The sequence below is a fragment of the Nostoc sp. CENA543 genome (assembly GCF_002896875.1).
Classification (GTDB): Bacteria; Cyanobacteriota; Cyanobacteriia; order Cyanobacteriales; family Nostocaceae; genus Trichormus.
In genome coordinates this window covers 457441-482963 of sequence record NZ_CP023278.1, presented here as the reverse complement: position 1 = coordinate 482963, position 25523 = coordinate 457441, and the positions used below count along the sequence as shown (strand labels likewise).

General features: G+C 41.4%; 24 protein-coding genes. 5 read left to right on the top strand and 19 right to left on the bottom strand.

The genetic code is table 11. From position 1 onward, the window contains the following. Positions 1-34 precede the first annotated feature (34 nt). From CLI64_RS02045 to CLI64_RS02035, 3 genes are all read right to left on the bottom strand, one after another. On the bottom strand, positions 35-1327 hold the full coding sequence (locus CLI64_RS02045) for an RNA-guided endonuclease TnpB family protein (protein ID WP_103135669.1): 1293 nt from the start codon (positions 1325-1327) through the stop codon (positions 35-37). 35 nt (positions 1328-1362) lie between these two features. Beyond that, positions 1363-2703, bottom strand: a complete 1341-nt coding sequence (locus CLI64_RS02040; RefSeq protein WP_103135668.1) for a transposase — start codon at positions 2701-2703, stop codon at positions 1363-1365. Between the two features lie 266 nt (positions 2704-2969). Further along, the gene (locus tag CLI64_RS02035; RefSeq protein ID WP_103135667.1) at positions 2970-3785 is read right to left on the bottom strand and encodes an exosortase-dependent surface protein XDP2; all 816 of its coding nucleotides are present in this window, start codon (positions 3783-3785) and stop codon (positions 2970-2972) included. 812 nt (positions 3786-4597) lie between these two features. Between CLI64_RS02035 and CLI64_RS02030 the strand changes: the two genes are divergently transcribed. After that, on the top strand, positions 4598-6400 hold the full coding sequence (locus CLI64_RS02030; RefSeq protein ID WP_103135666.1) for a C2 family cysteine protease: 1803 nt from the start codon (positions 4598-4600) through the stop codon (positions 6398-6400). A gap of 173 nt (positions 6401-6573) precedes the next feature. On the opposite strand, the gene CLI64_RS02025 is transcribed toward CLI64_RS02030, so the two are convergent. From CLI64_RS02025 to rpaB, 7 genes are all read right to left on the bottom strand, one after another. Continuing rightward, positions 6574-7407 carry an exosortase-dependent surface protein XDP2 gene (locus CLI64_RS02025; protein ID WP_103135665.1) on the bottom strand — a complete coding sequence of 278 codons (834 nt, stop codon included), beginning with the start codon at positions 7405-7407 and terminating at the stop codon, positions 6574-6576. A gap of 507 nt (positions 7408-7914) precedes the next feature. Beyond that, the gene (locus CLI64_RS02020; RefSeq protein WP_103135664.1) at positions 7915-8439 is read right to left on the bottom strand and encodes a DUF456 domain-containing protein; all 525 of its coding nucleotides are present in this window, start codon (positions 8437-8439) and stop codon (positions 7915-7917) included. Between the two features lie 394 nt (positions 8440-8833). Beyond that, positions 8834-9112 (bottom strand): hypothetical protein, encoded by a 279-nt coding sequence (locus tag CLI64_RS02015; protein WP_103135663.1) that lies wholly within the window; start codon positions 9110-9112, stop codon positions 8834-8836. 5 nt (positions 9113-9117) lie between these two features. Beyond that, entirely contained in the window at positions 9118-9624 is a 507-nt protein-coding gene (locus CLI64_RS02010) for a hypothetical protein (protein WP_103135662.1), read from the bottom strand. 127 nt (positions 9625-9751) lie between these two features. After that, positions 9752-10381 (bottom strand): Uma2 family endonuclease, encoded by a 630-nt coding sequence (locus CLI64_RS02005; protein ID WP_103135661.1) that lies wholly within the window; start codon positions 10379-10381, stop codon positions 9752-9754. A gap of 21 nt (positions 10382-10402) precedes the next feature. Continuing rightward, entirely contained in the window at positions 10403-11044 is a 642-nt protein-coding gene (locus CLI64_RS02000) for a cofactor assembly of complex C subunit B (RefSeq protein ID WP_103135660.1), read from the bottom strand. A gap of 155 nt (positions 11045-11199) precedes the next feature. Then, positions 11200-11928 (bottom strand): response regulator transcription factor RpaB, encoded by a 729-nt coding sequence (gene rpaB / locus CLI64_RS01990; RefSeq protein WP_103135659.1) that lies wholly within the window; start codon positions 11926-11928, stop codon positions 11200-11202. 177 nt (positions 11929-12105) lie between these two features. Here rpaB and radA point away from each other — a divergent pair, with 177 nt between their 5' ends. The 3 genes from radA (at position 12106) to CLI64_RS01975 (ending at position 15231) form a co-directional block, all read left to right on the top strand. Then, positions 12106-13620, top strand: a complete 1515-nt coding sequence (radA, locus tag CLI64_RS01985) for a DNA repair protein RadA (protein ID WP_103135658.1) — start codon at positions 12106-12108, stop codon at positions 13618-13620. A gap of 204 nt (positions 13621-13824) precedes the next feature. Continuing rightward, the gene (locus CLI64_RS01980) at positions 13825-14538 is read left to right on the top strand and encodes a Uma2 family endonuclease (RefSeq protein ID WP_103135657.1); all 714 of its coding nucleotides are present in this window, start codon (positions 13825-13827) and stop codon (positions 14536-14538) included. 417 nt (positions 14539-14955) lie between these two features. Continuing rightward, complete coding sequence (locus CLI64_RS01975) at positions 14956-15231, top strand: hypothetical protein (protein ID WP_192881662.1); 276 nt, start codon at positions 14956-14958, stop codon at positions 15229-15231. A 254-nt stretch (positions 15232-15485) separates the two neighbouring features. On the opposite strand, the gene CLI64_RS01970 is transcribed toward CLI64_RS01975, so the two are convergent. The 9 genes from CLI64_RS01970 to psaA form a co-directional block, all read right to left on the bottom strand. Continuing rightward, positions 15486-15704: a UPF0175 family protein gene (locus tag CLI64_RS01970; protein ID WP_103135656.1), complete on the bottom strand. Its 219-nt coding sequence runs from the start codon at positions 15702-15704 to the stop codon at positions 15486-15488. A gap of 136 nt (positions 15705-15840) precedes the next feature. Then, positions 15841-16314 carry a hypothetical protein gene (locus tag CLI64_RS01965; RefSeq protein WP_103135655.1) on the bottom strand — a complete coding sequence of 158 codons (474 nt, stop codon included), beginning with the start codon at positions 16312-16314 and terminating at the stop codon, positions 15841-15843. After that, positions 16308-16832 (bottom strand): DUF433 domain-containing protein, encoded by a 525-nt coding sequence (locus CLI64_RS01960; protein ID WP_103135654.1) that lies wholly within the window; start codon positions 16830-16832, stop codon positions 16308-16310. Before CLI64_RS01960 ends, CLI64_RS01965 begins: the two co-directional genes overlap by 7 nt. 51 nt (positions 16833-16883) lie before the next feature. Beyond that, positions 16884-17234 carry a type II toxin-antitoxin system PemK/MazF family toxin gene (locus CLI64_RS01955; RefSeq protein WP_103135653.1) on the bottom strand — a complete coding sequence of 117 codons (351 nt, stop codon included), beginning with the start codon at positions 17232-17234 and terminating at the stop codon, positions 16884-16886. After that, positions 17234-17440, bottom strand: a complete 207-nt coding sequence (locus CLI64_RS01950; protein WP_103135652.1) for a hypothetical protein — start codon at positions 17438-17440, stop codon at positions 17234-17236. The genes CLI64_RS01955 and CLI64_RS01950 overlap by 1 nt, the downstream gene beginning before the upstream one ends. A gap of 183 nt (positions 17441-17623) precedes the next feature. Beyond that, positions 17624-18133: an Imm1 family immunity protein gene (locus tag CLI64_RS01945; protein ID WP_103135651.1), complete on the bottom strand. Its 510-nt coding sequence runs from the start codon at positions 18131-18133 to the stop codon at positions 17624-17626. Beyond that, positions 18133-18537, bottom strand: a complete 405-nt coding sequence (locus CLI64_RS01940) for a deaminase (protein ID WP_103135650.1) — start codon at positions 18535-18537, stop codon at positions 18133-18135. Before CLI64_RS01940 ends, CLI64_RS01945 begins: the two co-directional genes overlap by 1 nt. 96 nt (positions 18538-18633) lie before the next feature. Beyond that, positions 18634-20859 (bottom strand): photosystem I core protein PsaB, encoded by a 2226-nt coding sequence (gene psaB / locus CLI64_RS01935; RefSeq protein ID WP_103135649.1) that lies wholly within the window; start codon positions 20857-20859, stop codon positions 18634-18636. Between the two features lie 124 nt (positions 20860-20983). After that, entirely contained in the window at positions 20984-23242 is a 2259-nt protein-coding gene (gene psaA / locus CLI64_RS01930) for a photosystem I core protein PsaA (protein ID WP_103135648.1), read from the bottom strand. A 708-nt stretch (positions 23243-23950) separates the two neighbouring features. Here psaA and CLI64_RS01925 point away from each other — a divergent pair. Beyond that, the gene (locus tag CLI64_RS01925; protein WP_225977485.1) at positions 23951-25504 is read left to right on the top strand and encodes a hypothetical protein; all 1554 of its coding nucleotides are present in this window, start codon (positions 23951-23953) and stop codon (positions 25502-25504) included. Positions 25505-25523: the final 19 nt, after the last annotated feature.

Below are 25523 nucleotides of genomic sequence, written 5' to 3'. Positions count from 1 at the left end.
CGCTTTGCTCATTTATTCGGAAAGTCAGGGGATTCTAAGAAGTTGTTCCGAGCGAGGCTAAAGCCGTCGCTCTCCACTTCTCCAATTTAAGAAGATTAATCCTTCTAGGCTGGGTCAATGCAGCTCTAGACACTCTGGTAAAACCTTTGTGCTTACTTTTAATTCCAATGTTAAGAGATCCATTCAGATCGCTGTTAACTAAATGCCCATTCTTGGTTCTATACAATCCCCGTTTAATTCGTTTACCAGAAAACTGGTATTCCTTGGGATTGTCGGCATTGTAAACAGGTATTTCATCACCATCGACGGCACTAGCCTTGCTGGTGTACGATTCTTCCTGTTCAATGTATTTCAAACCATACCTTTGACACATTGCTTTCAATTTAAAACGTAAGCTGTGAAAAGGTATCTGGACAAAGTTTTGGTTATTGCGTCCACCAATATTGATTTCTTGCTTGATGCCAGGGTTATACCCAACAATCAAGTTAGCAATCTGATTCTGGATGCAGTGATTAACAATAAATCGTGCTGTTTTGTTTAAGTAATCCCTAACTTGGCTATTACGTTTTGCCAAAAGTTTCACCTGTTGATTAGTGATACTTTTAATCCCTTGTTTATCTTTAACAGATTGCAATTGGGCATTACGTTTGTTGAACCACTGGTTAATAGCTTTAATTGGTTTACCATCCACAAGAAAGGATGCCCCATTGGTGTCAACACAAGCTGCAAGATTATCTACTCCCAAATCAATACTAAGAGCATCGTCAGTTTTCAACTCTATGGGTTCTGGTTCAATTTCGCTGATAAATTCAACCTCAAAATACCTAGCATTGTATTTTGGGTGAATCCTAACTTCCTTAATTTGATTGATGTCAAGTCTTTTTGGGAATGGAATCCAAACCTCTCCAAATTGCTTTCTAAAAGCATTGGACATGGGAATCCGAAACTTTGCATCTTTAATAACAATTCTAGGAATTATCAGCAAGAAATAACCATCTTTCGGCAGGTAATTGGGAAGCTTTACTTTTTGTTGATAACTTCCACTTTTAAAAGCACTAATCAATCCATAGAAGCTTTTAAAGGTTCTGTCTACTACTTTCAATGTTTGCTGTGCAATATCTGTATTGAGAAATTTGTAGTTTTCATTGGTTTTGCACAGATGGTAGGCAGACTCGTAACGCAAGTGTTTACGTTCCTGAAAAAAGTATTGCCTGACTGTGTACAAACCTACGTTATATAGGTTCTTACTCAGTCGGCACAACTCGCGCAGAGCGACAAATTCAGACTTATTTAGTTCTCTGATTTGGTTCTTTTGCGTCAGGTACATAAAATAACTTTCGCTATAACAATACCTTAGCCAATTTACGAGGGTTCAATGCCACCAGAAATGGGATGAATACGTCCCAAAGAAGTAATCTTGGCAAAAATTTGAGCTAATAAAATCGGCTCAGGTTTTTCGGGAAGCATTTTTAAAATTTCATGAACATATCGAAAACCACGGTAATAAGCTTTCAGGTCAATAATGCCAGAACCAGGATTATGTTTACGAAAATCAGCCAGAAGATGATGAGATAAATTAACCATAAAGAATGCGAGATTAGCCGCATTAGTCACAGCAGTTTGGCTCAGATTCATAAAATCCTCTAAACCCCAAAATTGCTTGGCATCCCGAAAATTAAACTCAATTTGGAAACGCAGCTTGTAATAGTCAATAATTTTATCAGCCTTCAAATCCAAGTCGCTGGAAAATAAAATCACATGGCTACTTGTATTGGTTTTAAGATTAGTTTTAACTAAAATAACCACATTCAGAGACTGAGCAAATTCTTTGTGAAGAAGAGTAGCTTGATAAATACAGGAAAGAATGCCATCCTCAATATCACTTTTACACAAATATTTCTCAGGTATATTACGATAGTCTAACTTGTCACCGTATTTACGACGAGAACGTTTATTCGAGTTGGGATTTTCGTAAGGGATGTATAATGCTGAATCGTGGCGCAACTTGGAAATTATGTGTAACTTAACTTGTCGTGCCATCTGCAAAGCATTGTTGTTACCAAAATGACCATCTACTACCAAGTACGTCAAGGGGATAAAGTTAGCTACTAGCTCGAATAGTGAGTTAATCATCTTTTTGATTAGTAATAGTTCAGATGTTAATATCACTTCGGTTTTGTTTTTATTTTTACTGCCTTTTGGTCGTCCCCTTCCACTTTTCTCTTGAGATTCTTTTTTTTTGATTGGTAAGGTACTATTTATTTGGGTATCACTTTTGATTACCTGTTCTATCTGAATTGGAAATGACTGTCTTCCTGACACACTTACTAATGACAATACGAAGAAAGATAAACCATTAATTGGTTTACTAGTCAGGCTCGAAAAAAATCTGTCTACCCCGTAAGTTTCTTTACCAGATTTACTAACTACAACTTCATCTCCTGCCAGCAAATAAACATCCCTCTCTCGCCACAAATGTTTCCGAAAAAACAGCCAAAACAATGTTGCCCAAGGTATTACTGTCGAGAAAAATCTCCCCATTGTCCGATAGCTACCACCTGTACTTGTCCAACGGGCAATTCCCAACATCGTGACTCTACCACTCATCGCTAACATTGCCAGGATAATTTGGTTCAATTGCCGCATCGTTGTCGCGTTTATTTGCGGTAGCAGGCATTGCAGGAGTGATAAGATATTGGGCATGGGCGAGTAGTGGTTTTTGAGTTGTCGTTGTGAGAGACAATAACTCTACTACGAAACGCCCTACCTCTTCATGCTCTTATTTTGGCAACGGTATTGCTATAAATAACACTATACAGCGAAAGTATTGATGAATCAATACATGGACACAGCACCTCTTATGCCTGCCGAGTCGCTTTTCCTCCCAGGGCTAAAGCCACTGGGTTTCCAAGCTTCCGTGAGGTTTTTTATGAAAGCACAAAGCTTATTCTTGCGTAGTCTTTATACTCTTATATTTTTTTAATTCTAATTTGACGACGGCACATTAACATCAGCCCAGCTACTGCACCTAATCCCATCATTGTGGCAGGTTCAGGTATGGGTGTGCAGCACAAAGAAGTATGAGCAAGTAGCTTAAAATCGGGGCCGTTAAAACTGTTAAAAGCGATTAATTTCAAGCCACTGACTAAAGTTCCGCTAGTTAATCCCAAATTACCAAAGCTCACCCCAAAAGCACCTACATTTTGAGCTTGAGTAATTTCTGTTGTCTTAATCTGGAAACCAGCAAACTCCCACAATGACTTATCTATAGTAAAAGCATTACCAATTAGATTACCTCTCTCATCAAGTGCTTGCAGTTGAATAGAGCTATTGAGTCCTCGTTCCCAGAAGAAGAAACTGTCTGTTGCAGTATTGTCTGAGAGAACTGCGCTATCGAAAAATACATCAAGCTCAAACTCACCCTTATCTTCACTATCGATAATATTGTTTAAGTTGTTATTACCTAAGTATGCTGCAATTTCTCTGGCTGAAGGGTTTTCGTTGGGATTAAAACCAGGGGAAGTAGCTGTATCACCTTTGTCTGTACTAACGGTGCCTGAAACTCCTCCGTTTTTGATGATGTTAACAGAAGTAACTAATTGAAAGTCACTGATCATCCTCCCATCGTTCCGAATAATAGAATTTAGGATGATATCTGCTGTAGGATCAGTCACAGGACTAGGGCTAAAGTTAGTGACGAAGGTACCAGCTTTAGCAGAGTTAGACATAGCTACAGATGCACTCAAAGCCAGCACTACAGATGTGAATATATTTTGGGTTTTCATTGGTTGTGGCAAAAATGTCGATTTGAGCTATCTAGATTTAGTCAGAAATGAGTTTATCATCTTAAATTTACTTACGTAACACGTATTTACTGAAAGTCATCTCAAGCAGACCTGATATTAAATGTTTTTTAGCCAATTTTTAGGATTTAAGAGTTGATTTATCAGTAATTAGCCATGAAACAGCCAAATTCATAGTCAGATATTTTGCTCAGAGAATGTTGGGAAATCTTGATATATTACCTGAAATTTCTGGGAAATCGCCCTAAATACCTCTTATACCAATTTTGGATTTTGGATTAAAAGCCCAGATGAATGCCCGATTCCAGAATCTCTAGACAAGACTACTTATCCCAAATTGGGATTAAATATCTGTCACTAGTACGACTAATCGCCAGCAAAATATAGAGGAAACACTTACTTTTTCTCCTCTCTTAGTTTCTCAAGAGTCATAAATTTATTTTTTGGTATTCCTTAATTGAGAGTTTCTTGTTTATCCACATAGAGATGAATTGAGAGTATTCAAAGATAGTAATTATCAATGGTTTGTATTATATATACTCAATAAAATTAAATATTCTCCGTATTACTAACTCAATTAAAAAAGATTATTTCTAACTTTATTGCATATTTATTCTGAAATTAAGTATTTATACTCAAAAGTTTAGATTGCGTGGATGTCCCCTGGTTTTGTCTAATCTTTAAGAAGAAAATTAACGAAAGTTTAACTTTTTTTTTGTTGTAAAAACTAGTTTTTACATAAGTGAAAGGGTGTGATAAGACACATTTGATTAACTGTGTAAGTAAGGATATTTATGCCTCTTGATAATGCAGGTAATACTTTAAGTAGTGCAAGAAAGATAGCCCTCAACACTAATGTTCAGACTTTTTCAGATTGGGTTGGATCATCGGATATTGACGATTTCTACAGTTTTAATCTGACAGCCCGCAGTAGTATTTATCTCACCCTTGATGGGTTAAGCGCAGATGCGAATGTACGACTAATTAAAGACTCTAATAGTAATGGATTAGTTGAAGATAGTGAGGTAATTGCAGGTTCTTATAAAAGTGGAACTCAAATTGATTTAATTAAACAAACTTTAGATGCAGGCAATTACTTCGTTAAAGTCTACTACAAAAGTGGTGATACTAATTACAACCTCAAAATTTTTCAAAATGTTGCTCCAACTTCATTAGAGTTCAAGCTGAATAGCACCACCCTCAAACCAACAGATACTCTCAGTATTAATAGTGCTTGGGTATCGGATCAAAATGGTGTGAGTGATATTTCCAAAATCGATTTTCGCTTACAAAAAGCAGATGGAACATGGCTAGATGTGGCTGATGCTACCGTATTTACAGCCGACTCTAGTAATGCCAATAAAGGAAGTTTCAGCTACAGTTTATCTCTAGCAAACTTTAATTTTGGCAATGGTAAATATACTCTTCAGGGCATAGCTTATGATCAAAGCGGTGCTAAAAGTAACGTAGTCAAGCAGACATTTACAATCACAACGGCAACATCAACATCAACTTCTACCCCAACATCAACTCCAACATCGACCACCGTTAATGATTGGTTCAGTCAAAATCTGACTGACCAACAAATCATTACCTTGGCGCGAAGTTTAGGAGCTGATGGTGATTTCAGTCGTCAGGATATGTTGGCTATCTTTAGGAATGCTCAAGATAATTCTGTCATTGATGCAAATGAGGTCAAAGACCTGAAAACATTGGTAGGTGCTACACCTTTTACTATGCAAGATTCTGTGAAATGGCTATCAACACAGGTTGCTAATGGTGCATCTATCAATATGAGTGCTGGTGATTTTGAGTCTAATTTAGTAGGTCGTTGGTTTTTAGGCACAGCAGCACCTACACCTGTGTTTAATGGTACAAATCTCACCTATACCTTAGCTACTGGCACTCTCTATGGTAGCTCTGGTGAAGCGCGAATTGGCGATATAGATCAAGGAAAATTAGGTGATTGCACGTTTTTAGCAGCATTGGGTGCAACTTTTGGCCGTCAGTCAAACGATGCTGGTAATACTTCTAGTTCTGTAATTAAAAGTATGATTACAGATAATGGTGATAATACTTATACTGTGCGTTTTTACTCTAATGGTGAAGCACAGTATGTAACTGTTGATCGTCGGATTGCTACGAGTATAGCCTCAAAAAGAAATGACGGTGTGCTGTGGGTGGCTCTAGTTGAAAAAGCCTATGCTCAGTGGCGGGAATGGAGTACCCAAGGACGGCCCGGATATAACCTCATTGGTAATGGAGGCTCTCTTGATACGCCTCTGAAGCAGATTACAGGAAAGCAGACTACTTATCATAGTATTAGCGTAGTTAGTTTTTCCAGTCTGGAAACTGCTTTAGCAAATCGTCTAGCTGTGACAGCAGCTAGAGTTGGTAGTGACAGTAAATATATTGTTAGTTACCACGCTTATTCAATTACGAATGTCTACACTAATACTAATGGTGAACGACGGGTAGTAGTGCGAAATCCTTGGGGTATAGACGGTAAGACTCAAAGTGGTGCAAATGATGGATTTATCGACTTATCATTTGACCAATTCATCGATTCTTTTAATTATGGAATTGTTGTTGCTTAAAGCTTAATGACTAAAAAACAGAAAGCCAAAATAACCAGGCTTTCTGTTTATTAAAAAATCTTATTGAGCGAAAAAAGATGAACTCTGAACTTAACTATGTAGCACCCATTTTTTTTGACAAAACAACTATGTACCAAGAAAATCTAAATTAGTATTAGCGATCGCCACCAACATTAAACAGCACTTTTCTTGGTTTGACGACGACGAAAGAAAGCAAGTGCAGCTACAGAACCTAAGCCGAGCATAGTGGTAGGTTCAGGTACTGGAGTTCTTTCAAAAACGTCATGAGCAACTAATTTGAAATCAGGGCCATTAAAGCTGGTTTCAGATATTAATTTCAAACCACTGACTAAAGTGCCGCTAGTTAATCCCAAATTTTCAAAGCTCAAAGCCCAAGCACCTACATTTTGAGGTCCGTTAACTTCTGTGGTATCAATCTGGAAGCCAGCGCGTTCCCACAATGACCTATTGATTGTAAAAGCAGTACCCAATAGGCCTCCAGAGGCATTAATTGCTTGAACTTTAATATCGCTGTTACGTCCTCTTTCCCAGAAGAAGAAGTTGTCTAGTTTATTGTTGTTCGATGCAACTGCGCTATCAAAAAACACATTAAGCTCAAACGCACCACCATCTTCAGTATCGATAATGTTGTTTAAGTTAATCTTGCCGTTTGCGTCCCTATTTAAGTAAGCGGCAATTGCTGCGGCTGAGGGATCTTCTGTGGGAGGAAAACCTATAGGGTTAGTAGCGTTATCACCTCTGTCCGTACTAGCTGGGCCTAGATTACCTACGTTACTGATGATGTTTACTCTATTAACTAATTTAAAGTCACTGATTTCTCTGCCATCGTTCCGAATGATAGACAGCAATTCAATATCCCCTTTAGGATTAGTAACAGGATTGGGGCTAAAGTTGGTGGTGAAACTAGCAGCTTTAGCTGAGTTGGACATAGCTACAACTGTACTTAAGGCAAGTCCGGCAGAGATGAATATATTTTTAGCTTTCATGTATTTTCCTGTTATTACGTAGTTATTGGTAAAAATACCAGTGAAATCTGTACTCTCAATACAGAGTCTAGCACCACAAAATTACTTAAGTAATGGGTTTTTATTGAAAATTAGGTAAACCATGCCAGGAATTATGTGATTTTTGCATAAAGACAATATACAAACCCTGTGTATCAATTCTTATACTGTCACAAGCATCTTTCAAAGATAAATGAATCTACTGTAGGTACGATGATTGGTGTTATATCGTTCTGCCTTTTTATCGTGTGATTAACTTGGTAAATTCTTACGGTTTAAATAGTCTGGGTATTAGCAACTTCAGGTTATGAGCTACTGGAATGAAGCGATCGCAGCCACAATTTTGTCCCTAATAATTTTTCTATGGACGAAATAAATACACACTTTAGTTCGTCCGATTATTCTCTGTTGAATATAACAGTCAACGGATGAAATATTACTCTCGGTAGTGGTACTTATATCTTCCGATATATTGATTTTAGATACATCTTAACTGCCAAATACTTGTGGCCAAGTTGTCCAGATAAAAACTACCACAGATGCGATCGCCAGTAATCCTTGAAGCAAGTTGCCTAAAACTGTACCGACGACAATTCCGATACCAGCTTTAATTGCCACTCCTAACTGCCGACAGTAAATATATTCAGCAATAATCGCACCCAATAAAGGGCCAAAGAAAATCCCCACTATTGGCCCGCCTATTGGTAAAGTGGGTAATAGTCCGAAAAACCCCAATAAAAAGCCGACAAATGCACCAATTTGACCCCATTTGCTAGCACCGGCTTGTTTTGCACCTATGTAACCAGCTAAAAAATCAACCCCAATACTCAAAATTAAAATAATCGCTGTGACAATTAAAGGGGTAGCGATCGCAGCAAAGGATTGTTTCACTATTCCCCAAATAATCACTGCTAATAAAATTAAACTTGTTCCAGGGATGGCAGGTACTACAGCACCAATAATTCCTACAATCATCATGGCAATCAATAGCCAATAAATAACTTCTGTTTGCATATACTTAATAATTCATCGGGGTAATTTATTAATATTTTAGTCTGAAATTTTGCATATTCTCTTTGTGAGGAGATGTTATCGGACTCACATGAAAATAACGTGAGTTCAACGAACAGAAAAACCCCTCTCCAAACCTCTCCCCTGCAAGGAGAGAGGCTTTAAAACCCACATTTATCGTTGATATTTTAGCTCTTTACTCCCCTCTCCGCATCGGAGAGGGGCTGGGGGAGAGGTCAAAAAAGGCTTATCGAACTTACATTAAAATATTACGTCTTGAACTCATACATTCATTCTGAATATCAATTAAATAATGACTGCCGAAAAGTAATCATCAGCAGTCATCATTTAACGAAAAATAAGCTTTGGCAATCTGAACTAAATCTGTGACGCAGACTTAAAAATGTTGTTGGTAATACGCCTCTACTGCACCCACAGCTTTAAGTAATGGTGCGTCTAATGTTTCAATCCAATCAGCTACCTCACGGGATAAACCAAGGGTAGAATTACCTGCTGATGGTTCTAGTTGACCAATCATAACTTTGTTTTTCACAGATTGGAGAACATTAATTACATTATTTAAACGCTGTGATTGTCCAGATTGACTACGCATTTGTTCGGCAATAGCAACTGACTGGTTAATCAGTTTGATAAATTCTTCTGTTTGAGTTTCCATGAATTTTAAGGACAAGTGAACTCTGTGACAGTCATACTTTTACCTTCAGACCACTTGATATTAGGATCTTTGGAATCTTTAATGAAAGTCTGTTGACCACCACCTGGATAGCACGACGCGGGTGTTTGAGGGGCGACAATACCTTGGTAAACGGTTGTTCCTGCGGGTATTGTCACTTTGAGTCTCATAGTCGCTTGATTTCCCCATGCTTGATTAAGGGCTAATTTCCTGATGACATCGAGGTTGTTTTTGTATTTATCCGTTGTGAGGTATCTACCGTATTTATTGCTATCGCTACTATAGTAACGATAAAAAGTACGTGGTTGTTTCAATGTGACGGCTTCACATTTAGAATCAAGAAAAGTAACAGCGATTTCGGATGGGAGAGGACAAGTAGGAGATACGTCTTGAGCGATGACTTGATTAGAGTTACCGATGAGATTGGGGCTAACTACCAGTAAGTTACTGATCACGCCTAAAACTATACCTGTGGATACTGACTTAAACTTCATGAAATCTTTGCCTCACAAGATTTTTTAGATTCTCTTGTCAGTATTTCACTATTTTTTGGTGTTGCTTTTGACTTGAAATATTATTTAATAACCAATACCTAAATTTTCTGCAAATTAAGTGTAAATACTAAGAAATCTGCTGTTTTACCCAAGCACGAAAAGCCTTCTTGGCGGCTAGCTGCCCTATTTTTTGACTTTCTCCTAGAAATTTTGGAATGTCTCTCACCATCACAGGCGCGAAAGTAGGACTCTGTTCTACTTCTGTGTATTGATTTCCCGTCAGGATATAAATTCGTAATTTAGTACCGTTGTATCTCCAAAACTCAGGAATACCCATTGCCGCATAGAGAGATAATTTATCTATTTTTGGTTTGGAGTAATCTACTTCTAAGACTAAATCTGGCGGTGGGTCTTGATTTAAATCAATATTTTCTTTTTCTCGGACTAAAAATTCATTTTGAATGTAATAACTGCTATCTGGTTCTGCTCCCTTTTCTAAATCGTCTCGTGTCAAGGTGAGTGAACCTGTAGTTTTAACCTCTAAATTAAACTCTTCACAAAGTACAAGAATTAAACCTTCTATCAGACGGTTAGAATTCTCATGTGACATGAGTGGTGTCATGATTTCTACTATGCCATTGTCGTAAGCTAATCTTGAGTTACGCTCATTACCCATGTCTGTCAGCATCGCTTTGAACGTTTGCCAGCTAATATTTTTGAGCAAAGTTCTTGTTTGTGCCAGTGATGCTGTTGTCATATAAATAATCCCTTGAGAATATTAATAATTTCCCAGAGTTACGGCTAATTTATCGGCAATTCCGGCTATCCAATTTTCATCTTGTTTGGTGTAACTTCGGGGTGCATTTGCTCCTAAAATCAATACACCTTGATTGCCTATGGGTTGACAAATTACACCTTGGGTATTTTCTGGCAAATAATCAAATTCAATGCGTCCTGGGTAGACATTTAATGCTACCAAATACACTGGTTGTTGCTTTTCTAAAACCCGTTTGACAATTGCCCCTGGGATAACTTCTGATTTATTTCCCAGAATGCCGCGACGTAGCAAAACTTTGCCTTGATAGAAAACTATGAGCGATCGCGTTACCGTATTAGTTAACAATAAATGTGATGCCCAGGCTAATTCTGTTTTCACGGCTTCTGGTAAATCATCTGCTAACACAAAGCCTTCTTCCCCAATCAGTTCTACTGCATCAGGCGATCGCGGCTGCACTTGTTGCCAAATTAAACCAGTTAAAATCAAAACGGCACTCAAAATTACTCCCAAAACATCCCCCCGCGCCTGGGAGTCTGTAAGTTCTGGTGTCAACAAACGGTTAATTAGCAACAGCACAGCACCCAAACCCCCAACTACTAGGGGTATGCGCCGTACAACTCGATTGGGATCGGATTTAGTCATTAGTCATTCTTTGGGAATTGGGAATTGGGAATTGGGCATTGGGCATTGGGCATTGGGCATTGAGGTAAATATTTCTACCTTGTCTACCTTGTCTACCTTGTCTACCTTGTCTACCTTGTCTTCCTCCCCCTGCTCTCTGCTCCCTGCTCCCCTGCCTATTCTTCTCCTGGTTCAATTATGCGTTGAAACAGATAGCCAGTACCGCGCGCGGTGAGTATCAACTCTGGGTTGCTGGGGTCATCTTCTAATTTTGCTCTGAGGCGGGAAATATGTACATCAACTACGCGGGTATCTACATGGCGTTCTGGTGTATATCCCCAAACTTCTTGCAAAATCTCGGAACGGGAAAAGGCTTCACCGGAACGACTGACTAGTAATTCCAACAGGCTAAATTCCATCCCTGTCAATCTGATACGTTCGTCACCTTTGTAGACTTGGCGTTTGTTAGTATCAATTTTGATGTTACCTACGTGAATCACACCAGAACTGGGAATTCCCGATGCGCCGGTTTTGTCTACTCGGCGTAAAACTGAGCGAATCCGCGCTTCTAGTTCTTTGGGGGAGAATGGCTTAACTACGTAGTCATCTGCACCCAATTCTAAGCCGGTGATGCGATCGGCTACGTCACCCAAAGCTGTTAGCATAATAATGGGTACGTCTGATTCTTTACGTAGCTCTTGACAAACACCATAACCATCTAGTTTTGGCATCATCACATCCAAAACAACTAAGTCTGGATCTGCTTTGCGAAATGTTTCTAAAGCTTCTTCTCCATCACCAGCAGTGACTACATCGTAGCCAATCATCGACAGGCGCGTCTCTAAAATCCGGCGAATACTGGCTTCATCGTCTACTACCAGAATTTTTTCTTTATGAGTTTCCAAGTTTCTCAACGCTCCTTAACTAAAATTTTTCATGATTAATTTTTAATACCATAATATTAAGATATCATTCTCAGAAATGATTTGGAAAAAGCGGGAAAGTCTTCTATTAATGGGATTTTCAAGTAGCCCAAAAATTAAGGAAAAATTAAGATATTTAATAATATTTAAGATTTAATAATGCCAAAGCCAAAAACTATTTATATATGTAACGAATGCGGTGCAGAGTCTCCCCAGTGGTTTGGTAAGTGTCCTAATTGTGGTACTTACAATTCCCTAGAAGAACAGATTAGCATCCAATCTTCTGTAGATATACCGAGTCGGGGGGTAAGCGGTTGGCATTCCGGCCAGGGTAACGGGAAGCCTGCGAATAAACCAGCTAAACCCAGAGCTTCTTTAACATTTGACCAAATCAGCGATCGCCAAGTCACCCGTTGGGAATCTGGATATGGTGAGTTAGATCGGGTGTTGGGTGGGGGAGTTGTTCCTGGTTCAATGGTGTTAATTGGCGGTGATCCGGGTATCGGTAAATCTACCCTACTTTTGCAAGTATCAAATCAGCTAGCGCAGAGATACCGCATCCTGTACGTTTCGGGTGAAGAATCAGGACAACAAGTTAAATTAAGGGCTTCGCGTTTAGGTGTGTCTAAACCCTTAAATGTGGTAAGTGATGAAAATGACCAAGAAGAAGAAAAAGAAAAAGAATCATCACCAAGCATAGGTGCAGATTTATACGTCCTGCCAGAAACCGATTTAGAAGAGATTTTACGGGAAGTAGATTCCTTAAAACCAAATGTGGCGGTAATTGACAGTATCCAAACCGTATTTTTCCCCGCTTTAACTTCCGCACCTGGTTCAGTAGCGCAAGTCAGGGAATGTACGGCTGCTTTGATGAAGGTGGCAAAACATGAAGATATTACCATGTTAATTGTCGGACACGTAACTAAAGAAGGGGCGATCGCGGGACCGAAAGTATTAGAACATTTAGTAGATACGGTACTGTATTTTGAAGGCGATCGCTTTGCTTCCCATCGTTTGTTACGGACAGTCAAAAACCGCTTCGGTGCAACCCACGAAATCGGGATTTTTGAGATGGTGGAAAACGGACTCAGAGAAGTCCCCAACCCCAGCGAGTTATTTTTAGGCAACCGTGACGACCCCGCACCAGGCACAGCCATTGTAGTAGCTTGTGAAGGTACACGCCCCATCGTAGTTGAGTTACAAGCCTTAGTTAGTCCCACCAGTTACCCCTCACCCCGTCGGGCTGGAACGGGTATAGATTATAACCGCCTAGTGCAGATTCTCGCCGTCTTAGAAAAGCGCGTCGGGATACCCATGTCCAAATTAGATTCCTACGTAGCTTCGGCTGGAGGGTTAAATGTGGGAGAACCAGCCGTCGATTTAGGAATTGCTATTGCCATAGTTGCGAGTTTCCGCGATCGCATAGTAGATCCAGGTACAGTATTAATCGGTGAAGTCGGCTTGGGTGGACAAGTGCGCGCCGTTTCCCAGATGGAACTGAGGTTAAAAGAAGCCGCTAAACTAGGATTTAAACGTGCGATCGTTCCGAAAGGTCAAAAATTCCCCAACTTTGACATTGAAATTGTACCAGTCTCCAAAGTCATAGATGCCATCATCGCCGCCATCCCCCATCAAGAATTGACAGCCGAAGACTTAGACATAGACGAAGAATAAAATTAGTTGACTGTTTTCTTCCCTTACAGCCCTCTGACTTTTCATATTATGTGGACAAGGTAACGTGAAACCTAACCCCCTAACCCCCTTCCCTAGTAGGGAAGGGGGAAAAATTAAAGCCTCTCTCCTTATAGGGGAGAGGTTTGGAGAGTGGTCTTCCAGATCCCGTTAAACCTCAGCTACACCCTTACACCCCCCCTAAACATGACAGCCATCATCACCCCTAACTACCAAATCACTTGGGAAAAGCTACCCGAAGATTACAAGCTACCAGATGAACCAGTGGACAACATCAACCAACCATTTCTCGCCGCCGCACTCACCCAAAGCTTAGAATTGGCGGGGAAACTGCCACCTAACGCCCTAACAACGACAAATTACGGCATTTGTGCCACATTAAATGGTAAAACTGTCGTTAAAGCCCCAGATTGGGCATATATTCCCAACATCACAGTTAGTAGAGAAGAAGTAACCCGCAGTTACACTCCTCAACTAGAGGGAGACATCCCTGTCATTGTCATCGAATTTTTATCTGATACCGATGGCAGTGAATATTCTAGTAAACCGACTTACCCCCCTGGTAAATGGTTTTTTTATGAATGTGTCTTAAAAGTACCGAGTTACGCCATCTTTGAACCCAACACAGGAGAGTTAGAAGTATATCGCCTAGATCAGAAGACAGGTAGATATAGCCTACAAACCCCCAACGAAAACCAACATTATTGGATAGCCGAGATGAATCTTTACCTCGGCGTATGGCAAGGTACGCGTGAAAACCGCACAGGTAATTGGTTACGCTGGTGGGATGAAAGTGGACAATTACTGTTATGGGGTTCGGAGTTAGTGGAAAAAGAACGCCAACGCGCCGAAAGACTAGCTGCACAACTACGCGCAGCCGGAATTGAGCCGGAAGATTAGACTGACTTTCCACAGTATCTGAAAAACCCCTCTCCAAACCTCTCCCCTGCAAGGAGAGAGGCTTTAACTTTTCCCCCTTCCCTAGTAGGGAAGGGGGTTAGGGGGTTAGGTTTTGCGTTCACTTTTCCACATAATAAGACTTTGCGATCGCCTCCGGCGTACCCATCTAGCTAGATGACTACAATCTAGCTTTTTTGTTGTGTCTATTTAAATAGATTTATACGAAAAAATACTACTTCCTAACAGTTTATATCTCTAAAAGTTTTACTAAATAAGGCTATGAGAATTTTTCAAAAAAGCTTGACTTGTATAAAAATATACTTTAATATATTTTTAGCATGATAAAGGCGATCGCGGTATCCGACCAAGAATCTTGCGATCGCCTTTATGTAGCTCCCAATACAGGAGATAAATATTATGATGGCACAATTACAACAATCTGCCCAATCCAAGTTAGAGCAGTTTTTAGGCGAAAACCCAGATACACCAAGCCTTAATCAATCAACGCAACAACCATTACCCCAGAGAGAACCGATTAAACATCTACTGATAGGCTCACCCAAAACCGTCACCAGTACAATTCACTACTTACAGGTAATTGGTTACGCCAGCGTTGGTGAATGGAGTCCACTGTTACCCACCACTAACCCAGGCGAAGTCATGAGTATTTTAATTCGGCAAATTCTCATTTAATACTTTTAGAACCCTGACTTATACCAAAAGTCGGGGTTGTGGACAAATCAATATTCTATTCCCCTGCTTGTTGTTTCAAAAAAGCGACATTCGCCAATTCCTCGGCTAACTCTTGATCTGTAAGTAGAACGGTGTAGATAATTCAAGGTTTGTAGTGAGGACTTTAGTCCTCTAATAAGGACTGAAGTCCTTACTACGAACTAGATTCCAATTTTTTTACATGACTTCACATAGTTTGGTTTTTTCAAGTCGTTCTACTTATATTGCATAAAATCAACCTGGTAGCGTGATAATGCCTGAATAAACTCAGCACGCTTTAGTCCCGCTATTTCTGCGGCTTTAGCTTGTGAGATTTCCCCTAATTCATACCATTTAACTGCTGCGGCGATTCGCATTTCTTGGATAAACTCTTCAGGATTTATGCGAAGTGCCGAAAAGACTGTTTCGGGTAATTGGATTGGGACTGTTCGCATAAGTTTTTCTTGAGTTAAGAAATTTCAATATCTGGTAATAAGATTTAGTTAACGGGAAAATTAGGTTGGGTTAAGCGATAGCAAACCCAAAAAAGCCTTTATAATGTTGGGTTTCGTTCCTCAGACCAACTTACTACTATGCTGTAATTGGTTTTTTCATAATGCAGACAACTTCACCATAACCAAGATTACCAGTTAAACCTAGTAAATTATTATGTTCTATATCTTCATCTTGACCAAGCTTGCTTGTCCATTTACCATCGGGTAATTGTCTAGCAACATGAGTTGGTATTTTGCTGGAGTTCACATATATTGAGATTTTTTGAAATCCTGTTTCTAAAGAAGAATTGCTACAGATTTCATAACCAAGTGTGCGAAATGCTGCTTGAAAAGCCTCAAGAGTTTCTTCTCTGGGAATATCTGGTGGCCAGTATTCTTCATATTGAGCATCTGGCCACCACCAATTTTCATCATCTTCTGCTGCCCAAGCAACGCAGTTATAGTCAGTTGTATCTGGACTTGTAAGCTTGTAACCGTGGATGACTAAGTTAGGATAATCGCGTTCAATAAAAGATTTTACATAGCTATCCCAAGCGTTATTACCTACCACTGATAACCTCTTTGTCTACCCCATTCTAGCCAAGCTTTAGTCATTTCTTTTGTATTTCCTCTATACTGCGAAGGGACAGGATCAACTCTTGCAATAGATTTTAATGCCCAAAACCAACGCCCTGATTTCTTTTCCAGTTCTCTGAGTAGCAAAGGTATGACAGGTTCACCCATTCCTATAATCTGTTGATATGCAGGGTGCATTGACATTTGATTAGTAGATGAGACACCACGATTTTCCTCACGCCATTGCTGGGTTAGTGTCATGAAAGTTGATTCTATTTCAGCTTGATTAGAAATTTGCAGTTCCTGTTTTCTAGTCAGTTGTGCTGCATAGGCAATAGCAGCTTGAACATCTTGTAATGTCAGTGGTGGGTAATCTTTGACTATTTCCTCAAATGTCAATCCTTCAGCGATGTTATCAAGGATAACTGAAACCATCACTTGTGTACCTGTAATATGCGGTTTGCCATGACAGGTTTGAGGATTGATACTAATGTGTTCTTGCCAGCTAGTCATGGTTTTTAGTGTTTTTGGTTAAAGCTGTTGATAGGCGATCGCGTTTAATTACTATGATGTCAATTGAAATGCTTGCAGCATAGTTAAATTTAACTGCTGAATTTGATTAGCTCCTAGTTTACCTATCCGTCTGGTAATGAATCTAAGCTCAAGAGTAACAAGTTTACTAACTCTAACTTTAGAAATAGCCTTTAATCCAGTTGTCGCAAACTCTGCATCTGATGGATCTAAAACGAATTCTTCTGGTGTTAAATTAGTGGCATTCTGAGAAGAAATAAAACATACAGTTATATCATTTCCTAGATTATCAACCCATAAAATTAACCCAGGACGCAACTTTGTTCCAGTCAAATCTGTAAACGGGAATGGAACTAAGACTATGTCTCCTTTTTGGAGAGACATTAAATCGCCTCCCCATCTTCCAGAGTATATAAATCCGGTTCATCATACAAAAAGTCAAATGCTTTACTTCTGTGTGCAAGTTCCATCATCTCTGGTGTAGATGGATAAGAAGAATTGAAAAATAGCCTTTCTTCCAACAGCGAGCGTTCTTCATCAGAGAGAGAAAGAATAACTTGTATAAGAGATTCTACGAGCTTGGTATTCATTAATATAACCCCTTGGTTTGACCCATTCTAGCCAAACTTTAGTCATTTCTTTTGTATTTCCTCGACAGGTTTGAGAATTGATACTAATGCGTTCTTGCCAGTTAATCGTAGTTTTGAGTGTTTTTGGTTAAAGCTGTTTATAGGCGATCGCTGTTTGCTTGTTATGATGTCAATTGATATATTTTATACCGCAACTAAAGATTCATCTTCTTGCCAAGAAAACAAGGGTTCAAGTTCACCTGATTCAGCAAATGTTATTGCAGCTATTAAGCATTGAGGTAAATTAACACAAATTTTCTCAGAATAATTTCCCGCCTGTCCACCTACAACTAATCTTTGCCCATTAGCAGAATTAGCGTTATTGCTTTTTGCTTTTATTAATGCTTGATAAAAAATATATAAATTAATTTTTTCAACAGAAGTATCTGATTTGGTTATTTCATGATCAATCGGATGTAAAAGAGAATAAAAAATCTCATTATCTAAAGTTACAGTAACAAGATATTGAGCATCATTACCTCCACCAATCATCATGTAACTTTGATCATCAGTTTCTAAACTAACTAAAGTTTTATGTTTACCATCTAATTCACAAATAGCTGTTTTGATTTGTTGCCAATTTGGATTTTCAATGACAGTTTCTTCATTTCTGTTTCCTGTCCATTTATCTGTATATAACTTGGATACAAACATTATGTTCTCCTTGTCTTTGGAGCGGTAACTTTCATGGTTTTACTTTCACTGGGAGTAATAATTTCTAATTCTTCTATACCTAATTGATAAGCCATAGAATTAACACCACCTTGTAAACCACAAGCACGGCATAAATCTCTATCTACAGTCAAACGCGCTTTGGCTGCTTTAATACCTGCATCTAATACTTGCTGAAAAGCATCAGCTTCTGCATGAGTTCTAGAAATAGGATTAACCTTCAGAGTTATTTGCCGACGATAAGGATTACTACTAGAATTTACACCAAAAAAAGTTTTATCATCTATTTCTATTTTAGCAATTGTTGAGCCGTCAGTTTCACTATCAGCAGGAGGTAAACCCAGATGCTGTCTATATTCAGCCAAGTCATCAAAAACACTGTCCATTATCCATTATATTCCTACTAATTTCACCTACGAAAAAATCCCCCACCTTGCGGCAGGGGATTTTTTTATTACTTACCTACAAAACTAGCAGCCAGATCAACCGAACTTACCAGCAGTAGAAGCAATGAGGAAAGCTGCATAGGTGACGACGTAGCCGACAGTGAAGTGTGCTAGACCAACTACACGAGCTTGAACGATGGAGAGAGCAACGGGTTTGTCTTTCCAGCGAACGAGGTTAGCGATAGGAGTACGTTCGTGCGCCCAAACTAGAGTTTCGATCAACTCTTGCCAGTAACCTCTCCAGGAGATGAGGAACATGAAGCCAGTAGCCCAGATTAGGTGTCCGAAGAGGAACATCCAAGCCCAGACAGACAGGTTGTTCACGCCGTAGGGGTTGTAACCGTTGATCAACTGAGCAGAGTTAGCCCAGAGGTAATCACGGAACCAGCCCATTAAGTATGTAGAGTTTTCGTTGAACTGAGCAACGTTACCTTGCCAAATACCCAGGTGTTTCCAGTGCCAGTAGAAGGTTAACCAACCTACTGTGTTTAACGCCCAGAACAGAGCTAGGTAGAAGGAGTCCCAAGCGGAGATGTCGCAAGTACCGCCACGACCGGGGCCGTCGCAAGGGAAGGCATAGCCGAAGTCCTTTTTATCGGGCATCAGCTTAGAACCACGAGCATCCAAAGCACCTTTGACTAGGATGAGGGTGGTGGTGTGGAGACCGAGAGCGATCGCATGGTGTACCAAGAAGTCGCCAGGGCCGATTGTTAAGAACAGGGAGTTAGTACCAGAGTTAATGGCATCTAACCAACCAGGTAGCCAAACGTTGGCATAGTTGGGGTAAGCGGTGTAAGCAACACTATCGGGGTTAGACAACAAGGTGTCTAAGCCGTAGAGAACTTTACCGTGAGCAGCTTGAATGAACTGAGCAAATACAGGTTCAATCAAGATTTGCTTTTCAGGAGTACCGAAAGCAACTACTACGTCGTTGTGAACGTATAAACCAAGGGTGTGGAAGCCTAAGAAGAGAGATACCCAGCTTAAGTGAGAAATCAATGCTTCTTTGTGCTGTAACATCCGCTCTAGCACGTTGCCTTTGTTTTGTTCGGGATCGTAGTCACGAACTAAGAAAATCGCACCGTGAGCAAACGCACCAACCATCAAGAAAATCGCGATGTATTGGTGGTGGGTGTACAAAGCTGCCTGTGTAGTGTAGTCCTTAGCGATGAAAGCGTAGGAAGGCAGAGAGTACATATGCTGTGCCACCCAGGAGGTAACAACGCCTAAACAAGCCAAGTGCCAACCTAATTGGAAGTGCAGAGAGTTGTTGTAGGTGTCATAAATGCCTTGGTGGGGCATATTGAAGGGGCCTTCAACGGGCTTGCCAAAGAAAGTTTTGGCATTCATCATTTCTTTGATGCTGTGACCGATACCGAAGTTGGTGCGATACATATGACCAGCAACGATAAACAGAACAGCGATCGCCAAATGGTGATGAGCGATGTCGGTCAACCACAGAGATTCTGTCTGAGGATGGAAACCACCTAAGAAGGTCAGAATCGCTGTACCAGCACCTGTGGATGTACCAAAGACGTGGCCTGCTGTATCAGGGTTTTGGGCGTAAACGCTCCAGTTACCTGTAAAGAAGGGTTGTAAACCTGCTGGGTGGGGAGCAGTGGTTAAGAAGTTATCCCAACCTACGTGCTGTCCGCGAGCTTCGGGGATAGCAACGTGAATTAAGTGACCTGCCCAAGCCAGAGAGCTAACGCCAAACAAACCAGCGAGGTGGTGATTGAGGCGAGATTCAGCACTCTTGAACCAGGCGAGGCTGGGACGGAACTTGGGTTGCAAGTGCAACCAGCCAGCAAATAAACACAAGGCAGCGAATAATAACAGACCTAATGAACCGATGTACAGTTCTTGGTTTGTCCGCATACCGATGGTGTACCACCAGTGGTAAACACCAGAGTAAGCAATGTTTACAGGGTTACTAGCACCAGCTTGGGTAAATGCTTCAATAGCGGGTTTACCGAAGTGGGGGTCCCAAATCGCGTGGGCGATGGGGCGGACGTGTAGAGGATCTTTAATCCACTGTTCAAAGTTACCTTGCCAGGCTACATGGAACAGGAGGCTAGAAGCCCAAAGGAAAATGATTGCCAGGTGTCCGAAGTGGGTAGCGAAAATCTTTTGGTAAAGATTTTCTTCGGTCATGCCGTCATGGCTTTCAAAATCGTTGCCCATCGCGATCGCATACCATATGCGCCGCGTAGTTGGGTCCTGTGCGAGATCCTGGCTAAATTTTGGAAATTTTGTTGCCATAGGTTTGATATTTCCTCTGACCTTTAGCCATCAGGTTTCAGCTTTGGGAGTTCTGAGCTTTGAGTTCTAAGTTTTGATTACTCAGCACTCAGGACTCACAACTCAGCACTCCGTAAACTGATTGCTATCCTACTGAAAGAATGTGTGCGTGGAAGAATGCCCAGGTTGTGGCAATCCCTCCCAGGAGGTAGTGAGCTACACCAACTGCACGACCTTGAGTGATGCTCAAAGCGCGGGGTTGGATTGCTGGAGCTACCTTCAGTTTATTATGCGCCCAAACGATGGACTCAATTAGCTCTTGCCAGTAGCCACGACCACTGAACAGGAACATTAAGCTGAATGCCCAAACGAAGTGTGCGCCCAGGAACATGAGTCCGTAAGCAGACAAAGCACTACCGTAGGAGTTGATTACTTGTGAAGCTTGCGCCCACAAGAAGTCACGCAACCAGCCGTTGATGGTGATGGCACTTTGGGCAAAGTTACCACCAGTAATATGAGACACATTACCAGCTGCGTCTACTGTTCCCCAAACATCAGATTGCATTTTCCAGCTGAAGTGGAAAATTACAATTGACAAGGAATTGTACATCCAGAACAGTCCGAGGAACACATGATCCCAACCGGAAACTTGGCAGGTACCGCCACGGCCAGGGCCGTCGCAAGGGAAGCGGAAGCCTAAGTTGGCTTTATCGGGGATCAAGCGAGAACTGCGAGCAAACAGTACGCCCTTGAGCAGAATCAGTACAGTTACGTGGATGGTGAAAGCATGGATGTGGTGAACCATGAAGTCAGCAGTACCCAAAGCGATGGGCATCATTGCGACCTTGCCACCGACAGCCAGAATACCACCGCCAAAAGCATAGCTAACTGGTTCTAAAGCGTTGGGAGCTGTACCACCAGGTGCTAATGTGTGCAGGTTCTGCACCCACTGAGCAAATACTGGTTGTAACTGAATTGCTGTGTCGGAGAACATATCTTGGGGACGACCCAATGCACGCATTGTGTCGTTGTGGATGTATAGACCAAAGCTGTGGAAGCCTAGGAAAATACAAACCCAGTTCAGGTGAGAAATAATTGCATCCCGGTGACGAATCACCCGATCCAGAACGTTGTTTTGGTTCACAACAGGATCGTAATCACGCACCATGAAGATGGCAGCGTGAGCAGCACCGCCCACAATCAAGAATCCGCCGATCCAAATATGGTGGGTGAAGATACACAACTGAGTTGCGTAGTCAGTCGCCAAGTAAGGATAGGGGGGCATCGCGTACATATGATGCGCGATGATGATTGTCAAAGAACCTAAGAAAGCTAGGTTGGTTGCCAATTGAGCGTGCCAGGAGGTGGTCATGTTCTCATAAAGACCCTTGTGACCTTCCCCAGTGAAGGGGCCTTTGTGGTTTTCCAGGATCTCTTTGATGCTGTGACCAATTCCCCAGTTAGTGCGGTATTGATGACCAGCGATGATGAAGAGTACAGCGATCGCTAGGTGGTGGTGAGAGATGTCAGTCAACCACAAGCCGCCGGTAACAGGGTTTAAACCACCCTTGAAGGTCAAGAAGTCAGCGTACTGACCCCAGTTCAAGGTGAAGAAAGGTGTTAAACCGCTAGCAAAGCCGGGGAACTGCTCAATCAACAGGTCTTTGTTCAGGATGAACTCATGAGGCAAGGGGATGTCTTTAACAGCCACACCTGCATCTAAGAGCTTGTTGATTGGGGCGGAGACGTGAATCAAGTGACCAGCCCATCCCAAAGAACCGCAGCCTAACAGCACTTGCAGGTGGTGGTTCAGCATGGACTCCACATTCTGGAACCATTCCAGTTTGGGAGCGCGTTTGTGGTAGTGGAACCAACCAGCAAACAAGAACAAACCTGCTAGCACTAAGCCACCGATCGCGGTGCAGTATAACTGGAAGGAGTTGGTGATCCCCCAGCCCCGCCATACTTGGAACAAGCCAGAGGTGATTTGAATACCGTGGAATCCACCACCTACATCACCGTTTAAGATGTCTTGTCCCACAATTGGCCAAACAACTTGCGCGCTGGGTTTTACACCCAAGGGGTCGCTCAACCAGGCTTCGTAGTTAGAAAACTTCGCGCCGTGGAATATCATCCCGCTTAACCAAATGGTCACAACGGCCAGGTGTCCGAAGTGAGCCGCAAAAATCTTGCGGGAAATGTCTTCTAAATCGCTTGTATGTGTATCAAAATCGTGGGCGAGGGCATGAAGGTTCCAAATCCATGTGGTGGTTTTGGGGCCTCTAGCTAAGGATTTGTCGAAGTGTCCAGGTTGCGCCCATTTTTCCAATGAGGTTGGTACTGGATCGTTATCAACTATCACTCTTGCTTTTTTTTCCTCTCGCTCCGGAGGACTAATCGTCATTCGACCTCCTCTCTAGATAAGGAATGAGGAATCATGAAACCACAGAGAGAACCGCGATCGCTTCCCACAGAATTTTTCTGGAGCCGCGATGAAGACGCTATGTGGAAATTTGTTTCTGTTGAATTATAAAGTCTTCACTTGTACATTGTTGGAGAGATTTTAACAATAATTCAAAATCCCTAGAATAATTGTCTTACTTGCCTTTTACCTGCAAACTATTTGCCAAAAAGTCAATACTTTATCTATTTAATTTACAAACAATAACAATTCGTAAAATTTATCCTTTGATACATCGGAAGCCAAGTCCACAGCAGGCTCTAGCACTTGGTATATTTGTTTATCAATGAATTTGATTTGTTATTTAAATACTTAATCAATACAAGATGTAAATAATCTAACGTTTATTACGTCGATTTTAAACATTCATGGTATGTAGGACAGATTTAACCTTCAAGACCGTAGTTTGCAGGAGATAATATCAGTCAAAATAATCAAGCAGTTGTCAAAAATAATCATCGGGTATCAGCCATGAAGCACAGGCACAGAGAAGTTCGAGCTGAGGCTTCCTCGGATCGAAACTTCGGAGAGGCAAGAGGCAGGGGGCAGGAGTACAGGAGGCTAGGGGAGATTTTGATCCCAAAGCCCAAAGCCCAAAACCCCATCCCCTACACCTCTACACCCCTACACCCCTATTCCATTGTTTTGCCTATGTTGAGGTGGCTAATTACACTATTGTTCGTCTTGAGTTTGGCTAGTTGTGGAGAAAAAAGCGTAGGACAGGAAATATCTGTTAAGCACAAAGACCAACCTCAGCAAATATCTCGGCAGTTTTCCGAAGTATCGCCACCAGCAGTTATTCAACAGCTACGGTCAACTTTAGAAGCCTATCGGCCACAAGTCCAAATTATTACGCCCCAACCTGATGAGATTCTCACAGACAACAAAGTGACAGTCCGGCTTCAAGTTAAAGATTTACCGATTTTTCAGCATCCACAATGGGAACTTGGCCCTTATTTACATTTAATAGTTGATAATCAGCCTGATATTCCCATTTATGACTTAGAAAAGCCCCTGGTATTGTCAGACTTATCCCCAGGCACTCATACTCTGCGCGTCTTTGCGTCTCGCCCTTGGCATGAGAGTTTTAAAAATGCGGGTGCTTATGCCAAGACAACTTTTCATTTATTCACCAAAACTGACGACCATAACCCTGATCCATCCCTACCCCTGTTAACCTACAACAGTCCTCAAGGTAGTTATGGTGCAGAACCCATCTTGTTAGACTTTTACCTGACTAACGCGCCTCTACACTTACGCGCTGAAGATAATACAAATGACTTATTTAGTGATTGGCGGATTCGCTGCACGATTAATGGTGAAAGTTTTGTACTCGATCGCTGGCAGTCAGTTTACCTCAAAGGCTTTAAACCTGGCGTGAACTGGGTGAAGTTAGAATTCCTCGATAATCAGGGAAACCCAGTCAAAAATGCTTTTAACACCACAGTTAGACTAGTTAACTACCAACCGAAGGGTAAAGACACACTCTCTAGAATTACCAGAGGCGAATTAACAGCTGATGAGGTACGCAGCATTGTAGATTCCTCCTATGCAGCTAAACAACCAGTCACAGAACCTACACCAGAACCCCAGCCAACACCCGAAGTTCTAGAAACACCACAACCAGAAACTGCACCTACTCCCAAACCGACCGAATTACCTACACTGACAACACCTGAAGTAGAACAACCTGAAAATACTGAGTTAGAACCTAAATCTCCAAAGTCATCGCCTACCCCCATTCCAATTCCTACACCACAGCCAGAAGTTACAGCAACACCATCACCCATTACACCTGAACCACAGCCAGAGGCGAAACCAACAGCAACACCATCACCTATTACTCCTGAACCACATCCAGAAGTCACAGCAACACCATCACCCAGCATTACCCCTGAACCACAACCAGAGGAGAAACCAACAGCATTACCATCACCCAGCGTTACCCCTGAACCCCAAATAGAAATAACGCCAACACCATCACCAAGCATGACTGCTGAACCCCAAATAGAAGTAGTACCTCAGCCTCAAGTTAAGGAAGAATTACCACCACCAGTTACAAATCAACCTTCACCTACTCCTACCCCAGAACCTCAACCAGAGGTCAAGGACGCTGAATCATCTGAAAAACCTGCCAATAAACCCAAAAAGGTGAATTTGAGAGATTATTTCCAAAGGCGATCGCGTCCTGCATCTGGAGAATAGATCATAGGGTATTGGGCAT